Source organism: Vibrio kasasachensis, assembly GCF_050337565.1.
Lineage (GTDB): Bacteria > Pseudomonadota > Gammaproteobacteria > Enterobacterales > Vibrionaceae > Vibrio > Vibrio kasasachensis.
Window position 1 is genome coordinate 14,316 of record NZ_JAKJTB010000033.1, and the last position, 13,265, is coordinate 27,580.

The 13,265-nt window shown below is 43.4% G+C and carries 11 protein-coding genes and 3 tRNA genes; 7 read left to right on the top strand and 7 right to left on the bottom strand.

Going from position 1 to position 13,265, the window contains the following annotated elements; genetic code table 11:
• Window positions 1–143 precede the first annotated feature (143 nt).
• From hemE to L4C38_RS20765, 3 genes are all read left to right on the top strand, one after another.
• The gene (gene hemE, locus L4C38_RS20755; protein WP_428799448.1) at window positions 144–1,211 is read left to right on the top strand and encodes a uroporphyrinogen decarboxylase; all 1,068 of its coding nucleotides are present in this window, start codon (window positions 144–146) and stop codon (window positions 1,209–1,211) included.
• A gap of 101 nt (window positions 1,212–1,312) precedes the next feature.
• Entirely contained in the window at window positions 1,313–1,948 is a 636-nt protein-coding gene (locus tag L4C38_RS20760) for a TetR/AcrR family transcriptional regulator (RefSeq protein ID WP_428799449.1), read from the top strand.
• Window positions 1,949–2,065: 117 nt separating this feature from the next.
• A complete protein-coding gene (locus tag L4C38_RS20765; protein WP_428799450.1) occupies window positions 2,066–3,025 on the top strand; it encodes a DHH family phosphoesterase in 960 nt (319 codons plus the stop codon).
• A 181-nt stretch (window positions 3,026–3,206) separates the two neighbouring features.
• On the opposite strand, the gene L4C38_RS20770 is transcribed toward L4C38_RS20765, so the two are convergent.
• The 6 genes from L4C38_RS20770 to rsgA all read right to left on the bottom strand — a co-directional run bounded on the left by L4C38_RS20770 (window position 3,207) and on the right by rsgA (window position 10,969).
• Complete coding sequence (locus tag L4C38_RS20770) at window positions 3,207–4,346, bottom strand: murein hydrolase activator EnvC family protein (protein ID WP_428799451.1); 1,140 nt, start codon at window positions 4,344–4,346, stop codon at window positions 3,207–3,209.
• Window positions 4,347–4,555: 209 nt separating this feature from the next.
• Window positions 4,556–6,088, bottom strand: a complete 1,533-nt coding sequence (gene gpmM / locus L4C38_RS20775; RefSeq protein ID WP_428799452.1) for a 2,3-bisphosphoglycerate-independent phosphoglycerate mutase — start codon at window positions 6,086–6,088, stop codon at window positions 4,556–4,558.
• A gap of 270 nt (window positions 6,089–6,358) precedes the next feature.
• Window positions 6,359–7,246, bottom strand: a complete 888-nt coding sequence (locus L4C38_RS20780; RefSeq protein ID WP_428799453.1) for a DMT family transporter — start codon at window positions 7,244–7,246, stop codon at window positions 6,359–6,361.
• A 127-nt stretch (window positions 7,247–7,373) separates the two neighbouring features.
• Window positions 7,374–8,777 carry an SLC13 family permease gene (locus L4C38_RS20785; RefSeq protein WP_428799454.1) on the bottom strand — a complete coding sequence of 468 codons (1,404 nt, stop codon included), beginning with the start codon at window positions 8,775–8,777 and terminating at the stop codon, window positions 7,374–7,376.
• Between the two features lie 161 nt (window positions 8,778–8,938).
• A complete protein-coding gene (asd, locus tag L4C38_RS20790) occupies window positions 8,939–9,805 on the bottom strand; it encodes an archaetidylserine decarboxylase (protein ID WP_428799455.1) in 867 nt (288 codons plus the stop codon).
• Between the two features lie 108 nt (window positions 9,806–9,913).
• Window positions 9,914–10,969: a small ribosomal subunit biogenesis GTPase RsgA gene (gene rsgA / locus L4C38_RS20795; RefSeq protein WP_428799456.1), complete on the bottom strand. Its 1,056-nt coding sequence runs from the start codon at window positions 10,967–10,969 to the stop codon at window positions 9,914–9,916.
• Window positions 10,970–11,080: 111 nt separating this feature from the next.
• On the opposite strand from rsgA, the gene orn reads away from it, so the two are divergent.
• The gene (orn, locus tag L4C38_RS20800) at window positions 11,081–11,626 is read left to right on the top strand and encodes an oligoribonuclease (RefSeq protein ID WP_428799457.1); all 546 of its coding nucleotides are present in this window, start codon (window positions 11,081–11,083) and stop codon (window positions 11,624–11,626) included.
• A gap of 48 nt (window positions 11,627–11,674) precedes the next feature.
• Here orn and L4C38_RS20805 read toward each other — a convergent pair whose 3' ends face one another.
• The gene (locus L4C38_RS20805; RefSeq protein WP_428799458.1) at window positions 11,675–12,394 is read right to left on the bottom strand and encodes a hypothetical protein; all 720 of its coding nucleotides are present in this window, start codon (window positions 12,392–12,394) and stop codon (window positions 11,675–11,677) included.
• Between the two features lie 366 nt (window positions 12,395–12,760).
• On the opposite strand from L4C38_RS20805, the gene L4C38_RS20810 reads away from it, so the two are divergent.
• From L4C38_RS20810 to L4C38_RS20820, 3 genes are all read left to right on the top strand, one after another.
• Window positions 12,761–12,836: transfer RNA gene (locus L4C38_RS20810), tRNA-Gly, on the top strand.
• Between the two features lie 52 nt (window positions 12,837–12,888).
• Window positions 12,889–12,965: transfer RNA gene (locus tag L4C38_RS20815), tRNA-Met, on the top strand.
• Between the two features lie 122 nt (window positions 12,966–13,087).
• Window positions 13,088–13,163: transfer RNA gene (locus L4C38_RS20820), tRNA-Gly, on the top strand.
• Window positions 13,164–13,265 lie beyond the last annotated feature (102 nt).

A 13,265-nucleotide genomic window follows, 5' to 3' on the forward strand; every position in this document is an offset into this window, starting at 1 on the left:
TATCACTGTTGAGGGTAGGGTGCAAACTAACAACGAAATAAAAAGTTGATTACTTGATCTAGGTTGCAAAGCACACGGCTTTTGCGAACAAAACAATGTTAGAATATTGGCATTAAAATAAGACCTAAAATTGGAAGAGCATAATGACAGAATTAAAGAATGATCGTTATCTTCGCGCGCTTTTAAAGCAGCCAGTAGATTACACACCAGTATGGATGATGCGCCAAGCAGGTCGTTACCTACCTGAATACAAAGCGACTCGTGCCCAAGCGGGTGATTTTATGTCACTGTGTCGTAATGCAGAATTAGCCTCAGAAGTGACGCTTCAACCATTGCGTCGTTTCCCTTTAGATGCGGCTATTTTGTTCTCTGATATTTTGACTATCCCAGATGCGATGGGACTTGGTCTACGGTTTGAAACAGGAGAAGGTCCTGTATTTGACAAGCCAATTACGTGTAAAGCCGATGTCGACAAAATTGGCATTCCTGATCCGGAAGGTGAATTGCAATATGTAATGAATGCAGTGCGCCAGATTCGTAAAGATCTACAAGGTGAAGTGCCATTAATTGGTTTCTCTGGTAGCCCATGGACGCTTGCAACATATATGGTTGAAGGCAGCAGCTCAAAGGCATTCACTAAGATCAAAAAGATGATGTATGCTGAGCCACAAACGTTGCATCTGTTACTGGATAAGCTTGCAGATAGTGTGATCGAATACCTTAACGCACAAATCAAAGCGGGTGCGCAATCGGTAATGGTATTTGATACTTGGGGTGGTGTGCTGACTCCACGTGATTACAACTTATTCTCATTGCAATATATGCACAAGATTGTTGATAGTCTTATTCGTGAAAACGATGGGCGTAAAGTACCTGTCACACTATTCACTAAGAACGGTGGCATGTGGTTAGAACAAATCGCTGCTACAGGCTGTGATGCGGTTGGTTTAGACTGGACAATCAATATTGCGGATGCCAAAGCTCGGATTGGTGACAAAGTTGCTCTACAAGGCAATATGGATCCATCAATGCTTTATGCAGGACCAGAACGTATTCGTGAAGAAGTCTCGTCGATCCTTGAAGGCTTTGGCGATGGTGGTACTGGTCATGTATTTAACTTGGGTCACGGTATCCACCTTGATGTACCGCCTGAAAATGCAGGTGTATTTATCGATGCGGTACACGAGTTATCTAAACCGTACCATAAGTAACAGTATGACTTTAAAGCGCCTGATAACATCAGGCGCTTTTGTTATTAAATAGACTAACGCATATACTGTCGTTAGATCGATTGAAAGGAATACGCTAGAAAATGAAGACGCGCGACAAAATTGTACTGGCTGCTCTAGAGCTATTTAACGAGCATGGTGAAAGAAATATTACTACTAACCATATTGCCGCGCACATCGATATTAGCCCAGGTAATCTTTATTACCATTTCCGCAACAAGCAAGAAATCGTACGTGAAATTTTTACTCTTTACTCCAATGAACTTTTGGAGCGTTTTACGCCAATCTTAGGTCAGCAAGAGAGTTTAGTACTGCTCAAGCGTTACTTGAATTCAATTTTCACCCTAATGTGGAAGTATCGTTTTTTCTACGCCAATTTGCCAGAAATCCTTCAGCGTGATGAACAGTTACACGAAGATTACATCGCCGTTCAAGAAAAACTTCAAGCCAACCTTGTCAATATTATGGCTGATTTTGTTGTATTGGGGATGCTTGATTTGTCTCAAGATGAGTTGAAGTCACTGGTGAGAACTTTGCATCTAATCGCGACGAGTTGGTTAGGTTATCAATCTGCAATGTCACCTAAAACGCAAATCACTGAAGAAAGCATTCATCAAGGAATGTTGCAAATGATCTCTGTGGTAAAACCAAGAGCAACAGAGATTGGGGTAGAGCAATTACAATTGTTAGAAGATGGCGTGAAGGCGATGCATGCCTAAACTAAACCTCGACTTCCCTCTAATATAATAGAAGGTGAGGTTTTATAACATTTCGCTCTTTGTTTGTTTATCACCTGAGCGTTACATTACAACTAAGCTTATGATTTGAGTAATGTTATGCACTACGATGTTTTTAATGGTGATGCAGATGGCATCATTGCTTTACTGCAATTGAGATTAGCGGAACCCAAAGCCGCGCAATTAGTCACTGGAGTAAAGCGAGATATTCAACTACTTGAAGCCCTTTCTCTTGATAGTAAAGACACGCTTACCGTGTTGGATATTTCTATGGCGTCAAACCAGAAAGCACTGATCAACGCCTTAGATCTTGGTGCTCAAGTTTTCTATGCCGATCATCATAAAGCGGGCGACATTCCATCCTATTCGAATCTAGATGCCCACATCGATTTGGAGGCAGATACTTGTACCGCATTAATCATTGATACGCTTTTACAGCGACGCTTCCATTTATGGGCGATCACTGCAGCGTATGGTGATAACTTACTAGCTAAGGCCGATACACTGGCTCTAGAGGCTGGTTTAAGTTGCCAGCAAGCTCTGCAATTACAAGAATTAGGCACTTTGGTCAATTACAACGGATATGGGGAAGATGTGGAGGATTTACATTTTCATCCGGCAGTGCTGTTTCAGCAGCTTTTGGCCTATGATGATCCATTTGCTGTTATTGCTGACAATACCTCACCGTACCACACTCTAAAAACCGCATTTGCAGAGGACATGACACAAGCTCAATTACTTGATGCAAGTTATCAAGATAACCAGTTGTCAGTGTTTATTTTACCAGATACAGCCGCATCACGACGGATCAGCGGTGTGTATGGTAATTGGCTTGCTAATCAAGCGCCAAATAATGCTCACTTGGTTTTAACTGCAAATAGCCAACAGGGCTATACAGTGTCATTGCGTGCTCCTTTGAACAATAAACAAGGCGCAGGTGAGCTGTGTAGTCAGTTTGTGAGTGGCGGTGGGCGAGAAGCTGCGGGGGGGATTAACCACTTAATCACAGCAAATCTGGATGAGTTAATTGCGAGAGTCTCTGCTTATTACCAAGCATAGATATACCCGTCATACTTGAAGTTGCAGCGGTGTTGGCTGTGTTCGTTCGCCCCAATCACATAGTTCACCTATGCTCAGGGGGCTTTCTTACTTGTGCACCTTCAAGTTTCTTGGGTATAGCAAATATAGACATCCAGAATTAAGGCATAAAAAAGGGCGCTAAGTGGCGCCCTCATAGTTTCTATCGTTTAAGCCAAGATTTAGGATCTTGAGTTTTACTATTACGTCGAATTTCAAAGTAAAGAGAAGATTGAGCTTGACCACCGGTATCTCCTGCGAGGGCAATAGATTCACCAGCAGTCACTTTATCACCTTCGTTCTTTAATAGGCTCTGGTTAAAGCCATACAACGTCATATCACCTTTACCATGGTCTAGAAGTACCACTAAGCCATAGCCGCGTAGATAATCAGCAAAGACCACTGTACCCGAGTACACCGCTTTGATTGATTGACCATAACTGGCATTAATCACCATGCCTTTCCAGTTAATTTGTCCCGCTTGGCGAGAACCATAACTATTGAGGACTTTGCCTTTAATTGGCCATGGTAGCTTGCCTTTTTGTCTAGCAAGCCCATCCATCGGAACCGAATTGCGTTTTGCCGCTTTTGCTATTTCAGCTTTTAGGCGTGCTTCATTACGTTGCAACTCAGAGAGGTAAACCTTATCACTTGAGATGTTCTTTTTGATGCTGCTAACAGTGCCTTTTCTTTGCGACTGTGTCTTGCTTAATTGTTTCTTTTTAATGGTTTGCTGTTGTAATAGCTTGGTGATTTGTTGCTTCTCAAGGTTCAGTTGTTGCTCGCTTTGCTCCAAGTCGATTACTGTTTTTTCCAAATCCGCAATAGTTTCGGCGCGCTGCTTGGCAAGATGTTGGAAATATTGACTAATTCTGTCTTCTTCGACGCTTTGAGTGAGCATGTTGGCAGTGGATTTCGCGCGTTGAGTGACGTAGTAGGTTTGCAGCAACTGAATCAGTTTTTCACTTTGTGCTTTTTTTTGAGATTCAAGTTTATCAATTTTGCTATCGAGTGACGCGATGTTGGCGTTAGTTTGCTTTAGAGATGATTTGGTTTTCTTTATGTCACGTTCGATTTTATTGATACCAAGCTCTTGGCTTTTTAGCGATTTTTGCAGGGTGTCTAGTTGTTTTTGTCTTGAGGTCAGGTTTTGTTTTTGACGTGAAATTTCACTCTTTACGCCCGATAACTCATTCTGTGACGCAGCATAAGCAATAGGTGAAGCAAGAGTACCCAAACAAGCCGTCAAAGATAGTAGAGCTGTTATTTTCCGGCGAATACCTGATGTAGCTTGAAGCGTCATTAGCGCGAGTTGTCCTAACCAGTTAATTAAGTGTCAGTATACATAAAGAAAAACTTAGGAAGAAAGCACTAAGTCAAATCTTGTAGTAAAACGGGCACATAGTCGCTCGGAAATATGAGTAAATTTACTAAGTTTACTCAGTATCTTAGCGAGCTGAACATACAAAAACGCCCAAGCATGGCTCGGGCGTTATATCTTGAGCTGGCTACTTACTTAATAATAATGTGACCAGACATTTCGGCAGGAATTTCTAGTCCAGCGAGTGATAGCATTGTTGGTGCTAGGTCAGAAAGTTTACCCCCTTCAACAAACTCAACAGCTCTGCTACCGACATACGCTAGAGGTACAGGCAAGTTGGTGTGTGCTGTGTGGATACCACCAGTTTCAGGGTCAACCATCATCTCGGCGTTGCCGTGGTCAGCCGTAACGAGCATTTGACCATCGACTTCGTTGATGGCAGCAATGACACGTCCCATACATTCGTCGATAGCTTCAATGGCTTTTTTAGCAGCTTCGTATACGCCAGTGTGCCCAACCATATCAGGGTTAGGGTAGTTACAGATGATAGTGTCGAACTTGCCAGACTTAATGGCTGTAACCAGTTTATCAGTCAGCTCAGCAGAGCTCATTTCTGGTTGTAAATCGTAAGTTGCTACTTTTGGCGAGGCAACAAGTTGACGTTCTTCACCATCAAATTCATTCTCGATACCGCCGTTGAAGAAAAATGTAACGTGCGCGTATTTCTCTGTTTCGGAGATACGTAACTGAGTTTGACCTTGCTTAGATAACCACTCGCCGTAAGTATTCTCAAGAGACGCTGGTGGGAAGGCCATCATTAGAGGAATATCCGCAGCGTATTGAGTTAACATTACGAAGTTGATTGCAGGGAATACAGCACGTTCAAAACCATTGAAATCAGCAACGAAAGTGCGAGTAATTTGACGTGCGCGGTCAGCGCGGTAGTTCATAAAGATAACTGTATCGCCATCTTGTATGCTTGCCTCTTCTTGATCTGCAGTCTTAATGGCTGTTGATTTTACGAATTCATCGTTTTCGTCACGAGCGTAAGCCGCTTCAAGACCTGCAACTGCAGAGTCGTGAGTGAATTCTGCTTTACCCTGAGTTAGAAGATCGTAAGCAACTTGAACGCGATCCCAGTTATTGTCTCGGTCCATTGCGTAATAGCGACCAATTAAAGAAGCCACACGACCTTTACCAATCTTAGCGAATAGCTCTTGGAAGCGCTGCAATGTACCTTCAGCACTACGTGGTGGTGTATCACGACCATCAAGGAAGCAGTGTAGGTAAATCTTCTCTGCACCACGTTCAGCCGCCATTTCAATCGCTGCGTAGATATGATCTTCGTGAGAGTGAACGCCACCTGGAGACATTAGCCCCATGATGTGAACGGCTTTATCCGCTTTGACTGCTGTGTCGATAGCTTCAACTAGAGCTGGTGTGGTTACGAACTCACCATCAGAGATAGATTTCGTGATACGAGTAAGATCTTGATAAACGATTCGACCAGCACCGATGTTGGTGTGACCTACTTCAGAGTTACCCATTTGACCATCAGGCAGACCCACATCTAGACCAGAAGCAGAGATTAACGTGTGTGGGTTGGTTGCAAATAGCTTGTCCAAATTTGGAGTAATAGCATTTGCGATCGCGTTATTTGCTGTATCTTCACGGTGACCGTAACCGTCAAGAATAACTAGAGCCAGTGGCTTCTTAGCAGACATAGATTAAACCTCGTCAAATATAAGTAACTGTCGGTTTTGGGAAGCTACCCAAGTACCTTGAAACAAAACTAGCGTAATTTTACTACACTTTTTAAGCAAAACTGTAGGTTAAGATCAAATATTGTTCGCGATTTCGCGTGGTTATATTTCAGTGAAATTTCTATTTCGCCATAACCTTACATTGATAACGACTATTATTCTCATTTATTTTAAGAGAAGTAAAATTAATAAAACCAATCACTTTAATAGCTGTTAGCTTAATTAATGGCGCTACTGAACCAGTATACCGGTACCGCATACAGCCAATACTGCACCCAACCATGCATACCGATTTGGGCATTGTTTGGTGTAAATCCAGAGTATGGGTAACAACATGATGGGCGTGGTAGAGGACAATAGTGCCACCATACCGACATTGCCATCTTGTAAGGCGTATAAGATCAACGTCATTCCTACTGCCATTGCGAGGAAAGCATTGAGAGCGGTGAGTGCGAAGACTTGTTTGTTAATTGCGAATTTAGCTTTGGCGACTTTCGTACCGGTGAGCAGTAACACTAAGTGGGCAGCAAATGCTGACATCATTCGCATAGCGGAAGCGGCAACAGGGTCAATACTCGTTTGCATAATCGGTTTGGCGATAATCCCGCCCAACGCCTGGCATAGGGCGGCGAGTAATCCAAGTGCTACACCAACCCATACCCGACCTTGAATGATTTCAAGTTGATTACTCGGCTGACCACGACGTCCAAAAGAGATAGCCAAAACTACGCCAGAAAAAACCAAGCCTGCTCCGAGTAATTCAAACGGAGTCATATGTTCGCTAAATAGGAAGTAGCCAAGCACGGTTGAAAACAAAGCGTGACAAGAAAACAGTAACCCAGCTTGACGTGGTCCCATCCTATTTAAACAGGCAAATAGGGCGGTATCGCCAATAAAAATACCGATCAGACCGGATAACACCATCGCGCTAATTGCTGGAGTGGTGACGGTTGCCCATCCGCCCGTAAAAATAGCCATAGAGGCGAGAATGAAACTGGCACACCCCATCCGCCAACGACTGAATGCAAAGGTGCCTAAATGCCTAGCTGGGGTGACGGAGAGTATGCTGGAGATGCCCCACAGCATTGCGGAAGCGAGAGCCAGCCATTCATAGCCCATCGATAATCATCCTTGAAAAAGATAGGGGGCGTGCACTACGGGCACAAAATTAGGCTGACAATATGCCCTATTTAGGGGAGTAAGCAAAGTGCAAAAAATAACCGCACTTGCTTACTCCCCTAAAAGGCTATGCGAGGATCCAGTTAGCGAGGTAAACCAAAATTAACCCAACAATACCTAGGATTAACCCTGTTTTAGCCATGTCCTTACTCTCAATTAATCCGGTTGAATATGCTAACGAATTAGGTGGAGTCGACACTGGCAGAATCATGCCAAGTGACGCAGAAAATGCTACGACCACGAGTAAATTTTGCATGTCTAGAGTTTGCATTGAAACCCCGATTGCTGCGGCAATCGGCATCAATAAGTTAGCGGTTGCAGTATTCGACATGAAATTGGCCATCAACCAGCAAATAATGGACATAGTAATGATGACCGCTGTTGGTGAAAGTGACTCATAATCAATAGCGTGTGCCAGTGCGACGGCAAGCCCGGTTTTATCCAGCGCGATACCAATTGCGATCCCGCCTGCAACCAACCACAACACATCCCAGTTGATTTGCTTGAGTTCTTCTTTGCCCATGATGCCAGTTAAGGTAAATACTGCGAGAGGGATGATAGAGACCACGTAGGTATTCATTCCGTGCAATTTGGTCGTCATCCACATCAAAATAGTGATGGCAAAAGTGGCGTACACCACCATAGCTCGCCAGTTCTTTTGAAACTTCCCGTTGAGTTTGAGCACCATTTCTTGTTGTTGTGATGGGAAGAGTTTTTGTAGCAAAAACCAGGCGATCGTTAGTTGCACGATAACGAAAGGCAGTCCCATCATCATCCATGAGAGAAAGTCGATGCTGTTCTCTCCGGTCAAATATTGCAACGCAATTGCATTGGGTGGTGTACCTATTGGGGTGGCAATACCACCAGTATTGGCAGCGATAGGAATACACAGTACTAAAGCTTTGATGCCCATATCCCCCTTCGGTGCAGAAGCAACGATAGGCCCCAATAATGCCAACATCATCACTGTGGTTGCGGTGTTAGACATAAACATCGAGAACACCGCCGTGATCAACATCAAACCCAGCATGATAAATCGAGGTTGATTGCCAAATGGTTTTAGAAGTACTCGAGCCAAATTATTATCCAACTCGTATTTTGAGGCTGATATCGCTAGGGCAAAACCACCCATAAACAGAATAATTATCGGTGAAGAGAAGGCGCTGAAAATATCGGTATATACGATCAGTTCACCAAGGTCATGACCTGCTGGTGGCTTTCTAAAAAAGTGCAACCCTTTGTCTGAAATCATGATCAACTCAAGGGCGATAATAAGAATTGAGGTAGCAAAAACAGGTACAGGTTCCAACACCCACAAAAGGGCAGCAAGAAGAAAAATGGCAAGTAGTCGGTGCTGGATAAGGGTTAAGTTGTCAATTGGGATTGAATCGATGGGCATCAACAGCACTGCAATTGGTAGCCCAAAGCAGACCAGTAGTTTTATAATCGTGCTGGAATGAATTTGCTTCATAGGCGGTAATACCTTTCAATTCAATAATGAAAGGTAGAGTAAAAGATAACCAGTTCAAGGTCCTAGACTAAGTTAATGATTTTACAAAAACGTAAAAATTGTTGCGGTAGATTTGCTGTGTGTCAAAAAAATCCCCGAACCAGTCGGGGATTTTCTATCGATTATTCTGCTACTTTTCGATGAGCGTAAGGTGCACCCATCACAGTTGCTTGCCCAAGTTGCATGGAATCATCGAAGCTAACACTGTCTTTAGCAAATAAGTTGATGACGGTTGAACCTAGCTTAAAGCGACCCATCTCTTGACCTTTTTTCAACACTACGGCTTGGTTACCTTCTGCTGGGTAATCCCAACTATGTACAGTACTACCGCGAGGCGGAGTCACAGTGCCAGCCCAAACTTGCTCTATGCTGCCCACAATGGTTGCACCAACCAGAACTTGCGCCATAGGACCAAATTCAGTATCAAAAATAGAGACAACACGTTCGTTACGAGCAAAGAGGTTAGGTACGTTTTCAGCCGTCAGCGGATTTACAGAGAACAGATCACCAGGAATATAAATCATCTGGCGTAACACTCCATCACATGGCATGTGCACTCGGTGGTAATCACTCGGCGATAAATAAAGCGTCGCGAATTCACCGTCAGTAAATTGTTGTGCAAGTAACTCGTCACCGCCTAGCAGTTCAAGGGCTGTGTAGTCGTGTCCTTTTGCTTGGATCAGCTTGCCATCTTGAATAAGACCAAATTGGCTAACACAAGCATCAGCTGGGTGGGTAATTATGTTGTCACCAACGGTAATTGGGCGAGCGCCGTCTTTTAGTTCGCGAACAAAGAAGTCATTAAACGTTTTAAAGTAGGTAGGGTCTGAGTGCAGAGCCTCATCCATGTTGACGTTGTATTGCTTGATGAACCAACGAATGATCGCAGTGGTTAGGCTGCCAGCTTTAGCTGATGCCAATTTACCAACTAGGCGTGTCAGGCCGTGCTGTGGGATCCAGTACTGCAGTCTAACTTTAATCTTGTCCATTGTGTTTAATTCCAATGTTAATTATCTGTTTCAAACTTTTGGGCGCGAAATGTTACTTAAAAAATCAGCAAATGTCAGTCTTTGCTGATTTAAGTGATAACTAGCGAGCTATAGATCGGCTTTCTTATTGCGTGAATATTGGCGATTAGCTTTATTTTCAGTCATGCTTTCAAGAATGCGGTGGTAGTTGTAAAAGCGACTTCTACTTATTTTGCCTTCTTCCACTGCTTGGCGAAGAACACAGCCAGGATCGTCAAGGTGCTTACAATCGCGGAATTTGCAACTGCCTAAATAAGGTTTGAATTCGACAAACGCTTTGGTCACTTCTTCTGCTTCCAAATGCCATAAGCCGAACTCGCGCACTCCTGGTGAATCAATTAAATCACCACCGGAAGGGATATGATATAGACGAGCAGCGGTCGTCGTGTGTTGACCTAATCCCGAGTTTTCGGATACAAGACCTTCTTCTATCGCGAGACCAGGCATCAGTGCATTGACTAAGCTCGATTTACCGACACCCGATTGACCGACAAAAATATTGATACAGTTACCTAGAGCCGCTTCAAGCTCAGAAATACCTTCGCCTGACTCTTTACTCACCAGCAGCACTTTATAACCGATATTTTTATAGTCACGCAGTGATTCTTGATACTGATCGCGCTGTGCTTGATCTAACAAATCGATTTTATTCAACACCAGCAATGGTGGGATTTGCAAAGTTTCTGCCGCTACTAAATAGCGATCTATGATATTTAGCGATAGCTCAGGGAGTACCGATGAGACGATCACCATTTGCCCGATATTAGCGGCAACGGGTTTTAGACCGTCGTAGTAATCTGGACGAGTTAATACCGAACTACGTGGCTCGACTGCTTCGACCACACCGGAGATGCCGAACATGGACTCAAGCCCTGCACGCCAAATGACGTTATCACCCGAGACCAATGACTCGATTCCACGGCGTAAGTTACAGCGGTGAACTTCATGCGTTTCACTATCTTCAATATCGGCGTGTTGACCAAAACGGGTGATAACTAAACCAGTTTTTGTTCCACCCAGCATAGACTCATCCCACTGAAGGCTTTCGGCTTTAGTGAGTTTACGCTTTTGATTACTACGAACACGTCGTACTTGACCTTTGGTTAGCTTTTTCTTTTTTGCCACGATGATCTACTTAATCTATTTCTCTTAGGTTCGATACCTGAGATTGCTATCTAGGGTATCGGAATTTGGGTATAGTACCTTTTTTAGCGATAAACCAATAGGCAACGATTTATGTCCTTTAGCGATCAAAACTTAATCTGGGTCGATCTAGAGATGACTGGGCTTGATCCAGAAACTCACAAGATCATCGAAATCGCCACAATTGTCACTGATAGTGAACTAAATATCTTAGCTGAAGGTCCTGTACTGGCGGTGCATCAACCAGAAGATGAGTTAGCTAAAATGGATGATTGGTGTACTAATACTCATACCAATAGCGGTCTAGTTGAGCGCGTTCGCAATAGTAATGTTGATGAGCAAGAAGCAATTCGCCAAACTATCGCCTTTTTAGAAAACTGGATAGCAAAAGGTAAATCGCCTATTTGTGGTAATAGCATTGGACAAGATCGTCGTTTTCTCTATAAGCACATGCCAGAATTAGAAGAGTATTTTCACTACCGTTACTTGGATGTGAGTACGCTTAAAGAGTTAACTCGTCGTTGGAAACCAGAAGTGCTTGATGGTTTTTCTAAGCAAGGTAGTCACCTAGCGTTAGATGATATCCGCGAATCAATCGCTGAGCTTAAATATTATCGCCAAACGATTCTTAAAATCTAAGCTAACTAGATATCGATTCGAGCCGCAGGTTAACCTGCGGCTTTTTCATTAAGGGATAGGCAAAAAGACAAATTGGGCTACACCATGAGCGACCTTGGTGATACTGCGATTGGTTTTGTCTGCTACGATAAATGCCATCATGTCCTGAACCATGGTCATTTTGGCAAAGATACGGTCAAAGCTAGTATCGAATTCATCTTCACTAAAATGATTAGTGAAGATGAATAGCTCACCGTCACTGTCTCTACGGTGGTAGAGGCGCCAAACAAAAACTTCAATGTTTCGAGCGCTGTTATACAAGGCTTGTTCATCTAAGGAGTCAATAATGAAAAACTCTTGCTGATGATTGTAGGAACGACGAAGCATTTCAGCCAATCCTACGACAGCCGCGAATACGCGATCTCCCTGAAAAGATTCATCGAAAGAAAGTAAAATTGCATCAATGCCCGTTTTACCTCCGAGCTCGTTGAATACCAAAGGTGGTAGATCAACATCCCCCTGCCTACCAAAAATCTGCAACATGCGATCTTCAAGCGTCATATTGTCAACTTTTCTCAGTTGGTTGGGGTTACGGACGTAAAGCTTACGTGTTAGCTCCATCAAGAGTTCTTTTTGTTGTTTGACGTGTACGTCCATGACAAAGTCAACGTCGGTCTTACCCAGGTTCCGCATGGGTTTTGGCATTGAACCACAGCCAGAAATAGTTAGGGTCGAAATAAAAATGAACAAGAAGCAGAAAATTGAATAATAAGACCTAGATACTGCCATTGCTTGCTCCATCATTTGCAATTGCAATCAAAAAATAGCTTGAGAAAACCAACTAAATATAAGCAACTCGTTATATAGGAAAGTGCACATTTAAACCAGTTTCGATATAAATTATGAATTCATTTACTGGCTCACTTCTCATTTGCGGATTAAATTGTATGGACCACTTTTAAAAAACAATTAATTAGGCATGTGGAACCACGCACAGGAACCGCTTGAATTTCAACCTAATCGTTTGCTCTTTATGTTCTTTTGTGTGCTTTTTCATCAATCAGAGAAAAAAGTTGAGTTTTTTTCAATAAGGACTTGCATCACAAAAAAATGCTCTTATAATTCGCAGCCCTGAACGACGGAAACGTTGTTGATGCGACACTAGCTCAGTTGGTAGAGCGCAACCTTGCCAAGGTTGAGGTCATCGGTTCGAACCCGATGTGTCGCTCCACTTTTTTAAGTGGAGAAAATAGCTTTCATTGTGCTTAACAATGACATCCGGACGCGGGATGGAGCAGTTTGGTAGCTCGTCGGGCTCATAACCCGAAGGTCGTTGGTTCAAATCCAGCTCCCGCAACCACATTACAGGCGTTGTGATTTGCTAGCTCTCGGGCTCAGCCATTCATAAAACCTAGCGAAGGTCGTTGATTTTAATCCGGCTTACGCAATCCGTTAAGAGCAATTGCTTTTGCGATTGGTCATGCGACACTAGCTCAGTTGGTAGAGCGCAACCTTGCCAAGGTTGAGGTCATCGGTTCGAACCCGATGTGTCGCTCCAYTTTTCTTTAAGTGGAAAATAGTTTTCATTGTACTTAACAATGACATCCGGACGCGGGATGGAGCAGTTTGGTAGCTCGTCGGGCTCATAACCCGAAGGTCG

Bases quoted from the DNA above. Each gene is read 5' to 3' on its own strand.
- L4C38_RS20760 (WP_428799449.1), top strand. From the start codon at position 1,313: ATGAAGACGCGCGACAAAATTGTACTGGCTGCTCTAGAGCTATTTAAC.
- hemE (WP_428799448.1), top strand. From the start codon at position 144: ATGACAGAATTAAAGAATGATCGTTATCTTCGCGCGCTTTTAAAGCAG.
- asd (WP_428799455.1), bottom strand. From the start codon at position 9,805: ATGGACAAGATTAAAGTTAGACTGCAGTACTGGATCCCACAGCACGGC.
- L4C38_RS20770 (WP_428799451.1), bottom strand. From the start codon at position 4,346: ATGACGCTTCAAGCTACATCAGGTATTCGCCGGAAAATAACAGCTCTA.
- gpmM (WP_428799452.1), bottom strand. From the start codon at position 6,088: ATGTCTGCTAAGAAGCCACTGGCTCTAGTTATTCTTGACGGTTACGGT.
- L4C38_RS20780 (WP_428799453.1), bottom strand. From the start codon at position 7,246: ATGGGCTATGAATGGCTGGCTCTCGCTTCCGCAATGCTGTGGGGCATC.
- L4C38_RS20805 (WP_428799458.1), bottom strand. From the start codon at position 12,394: ATGGCAGTATCTAGGTCTTATTATTCAATTTTCTGCTTCTTGTTCATT.
- L4C38_RS20765 (WP_428799450.1), top strand. From the start codon at position 2,066: ATGCACTACGATGTTTTTAATGGTGATGCAGATGGCATCATTGCTTTA.
- L4C38_RS20785 (WP_428799454.1), bottom strand. From the start codon at position 8,777: ATGAAGCAAATTCATTCCAGCACGATTATAAAACTACTGGTCTGCTTT.
- orn (WP_428799457.1), top strand. From the start codon at position 11,081: ATGTCCTTTAGCGATCAAAACTTAATCTGGGTCGATCTAGAGATGACT.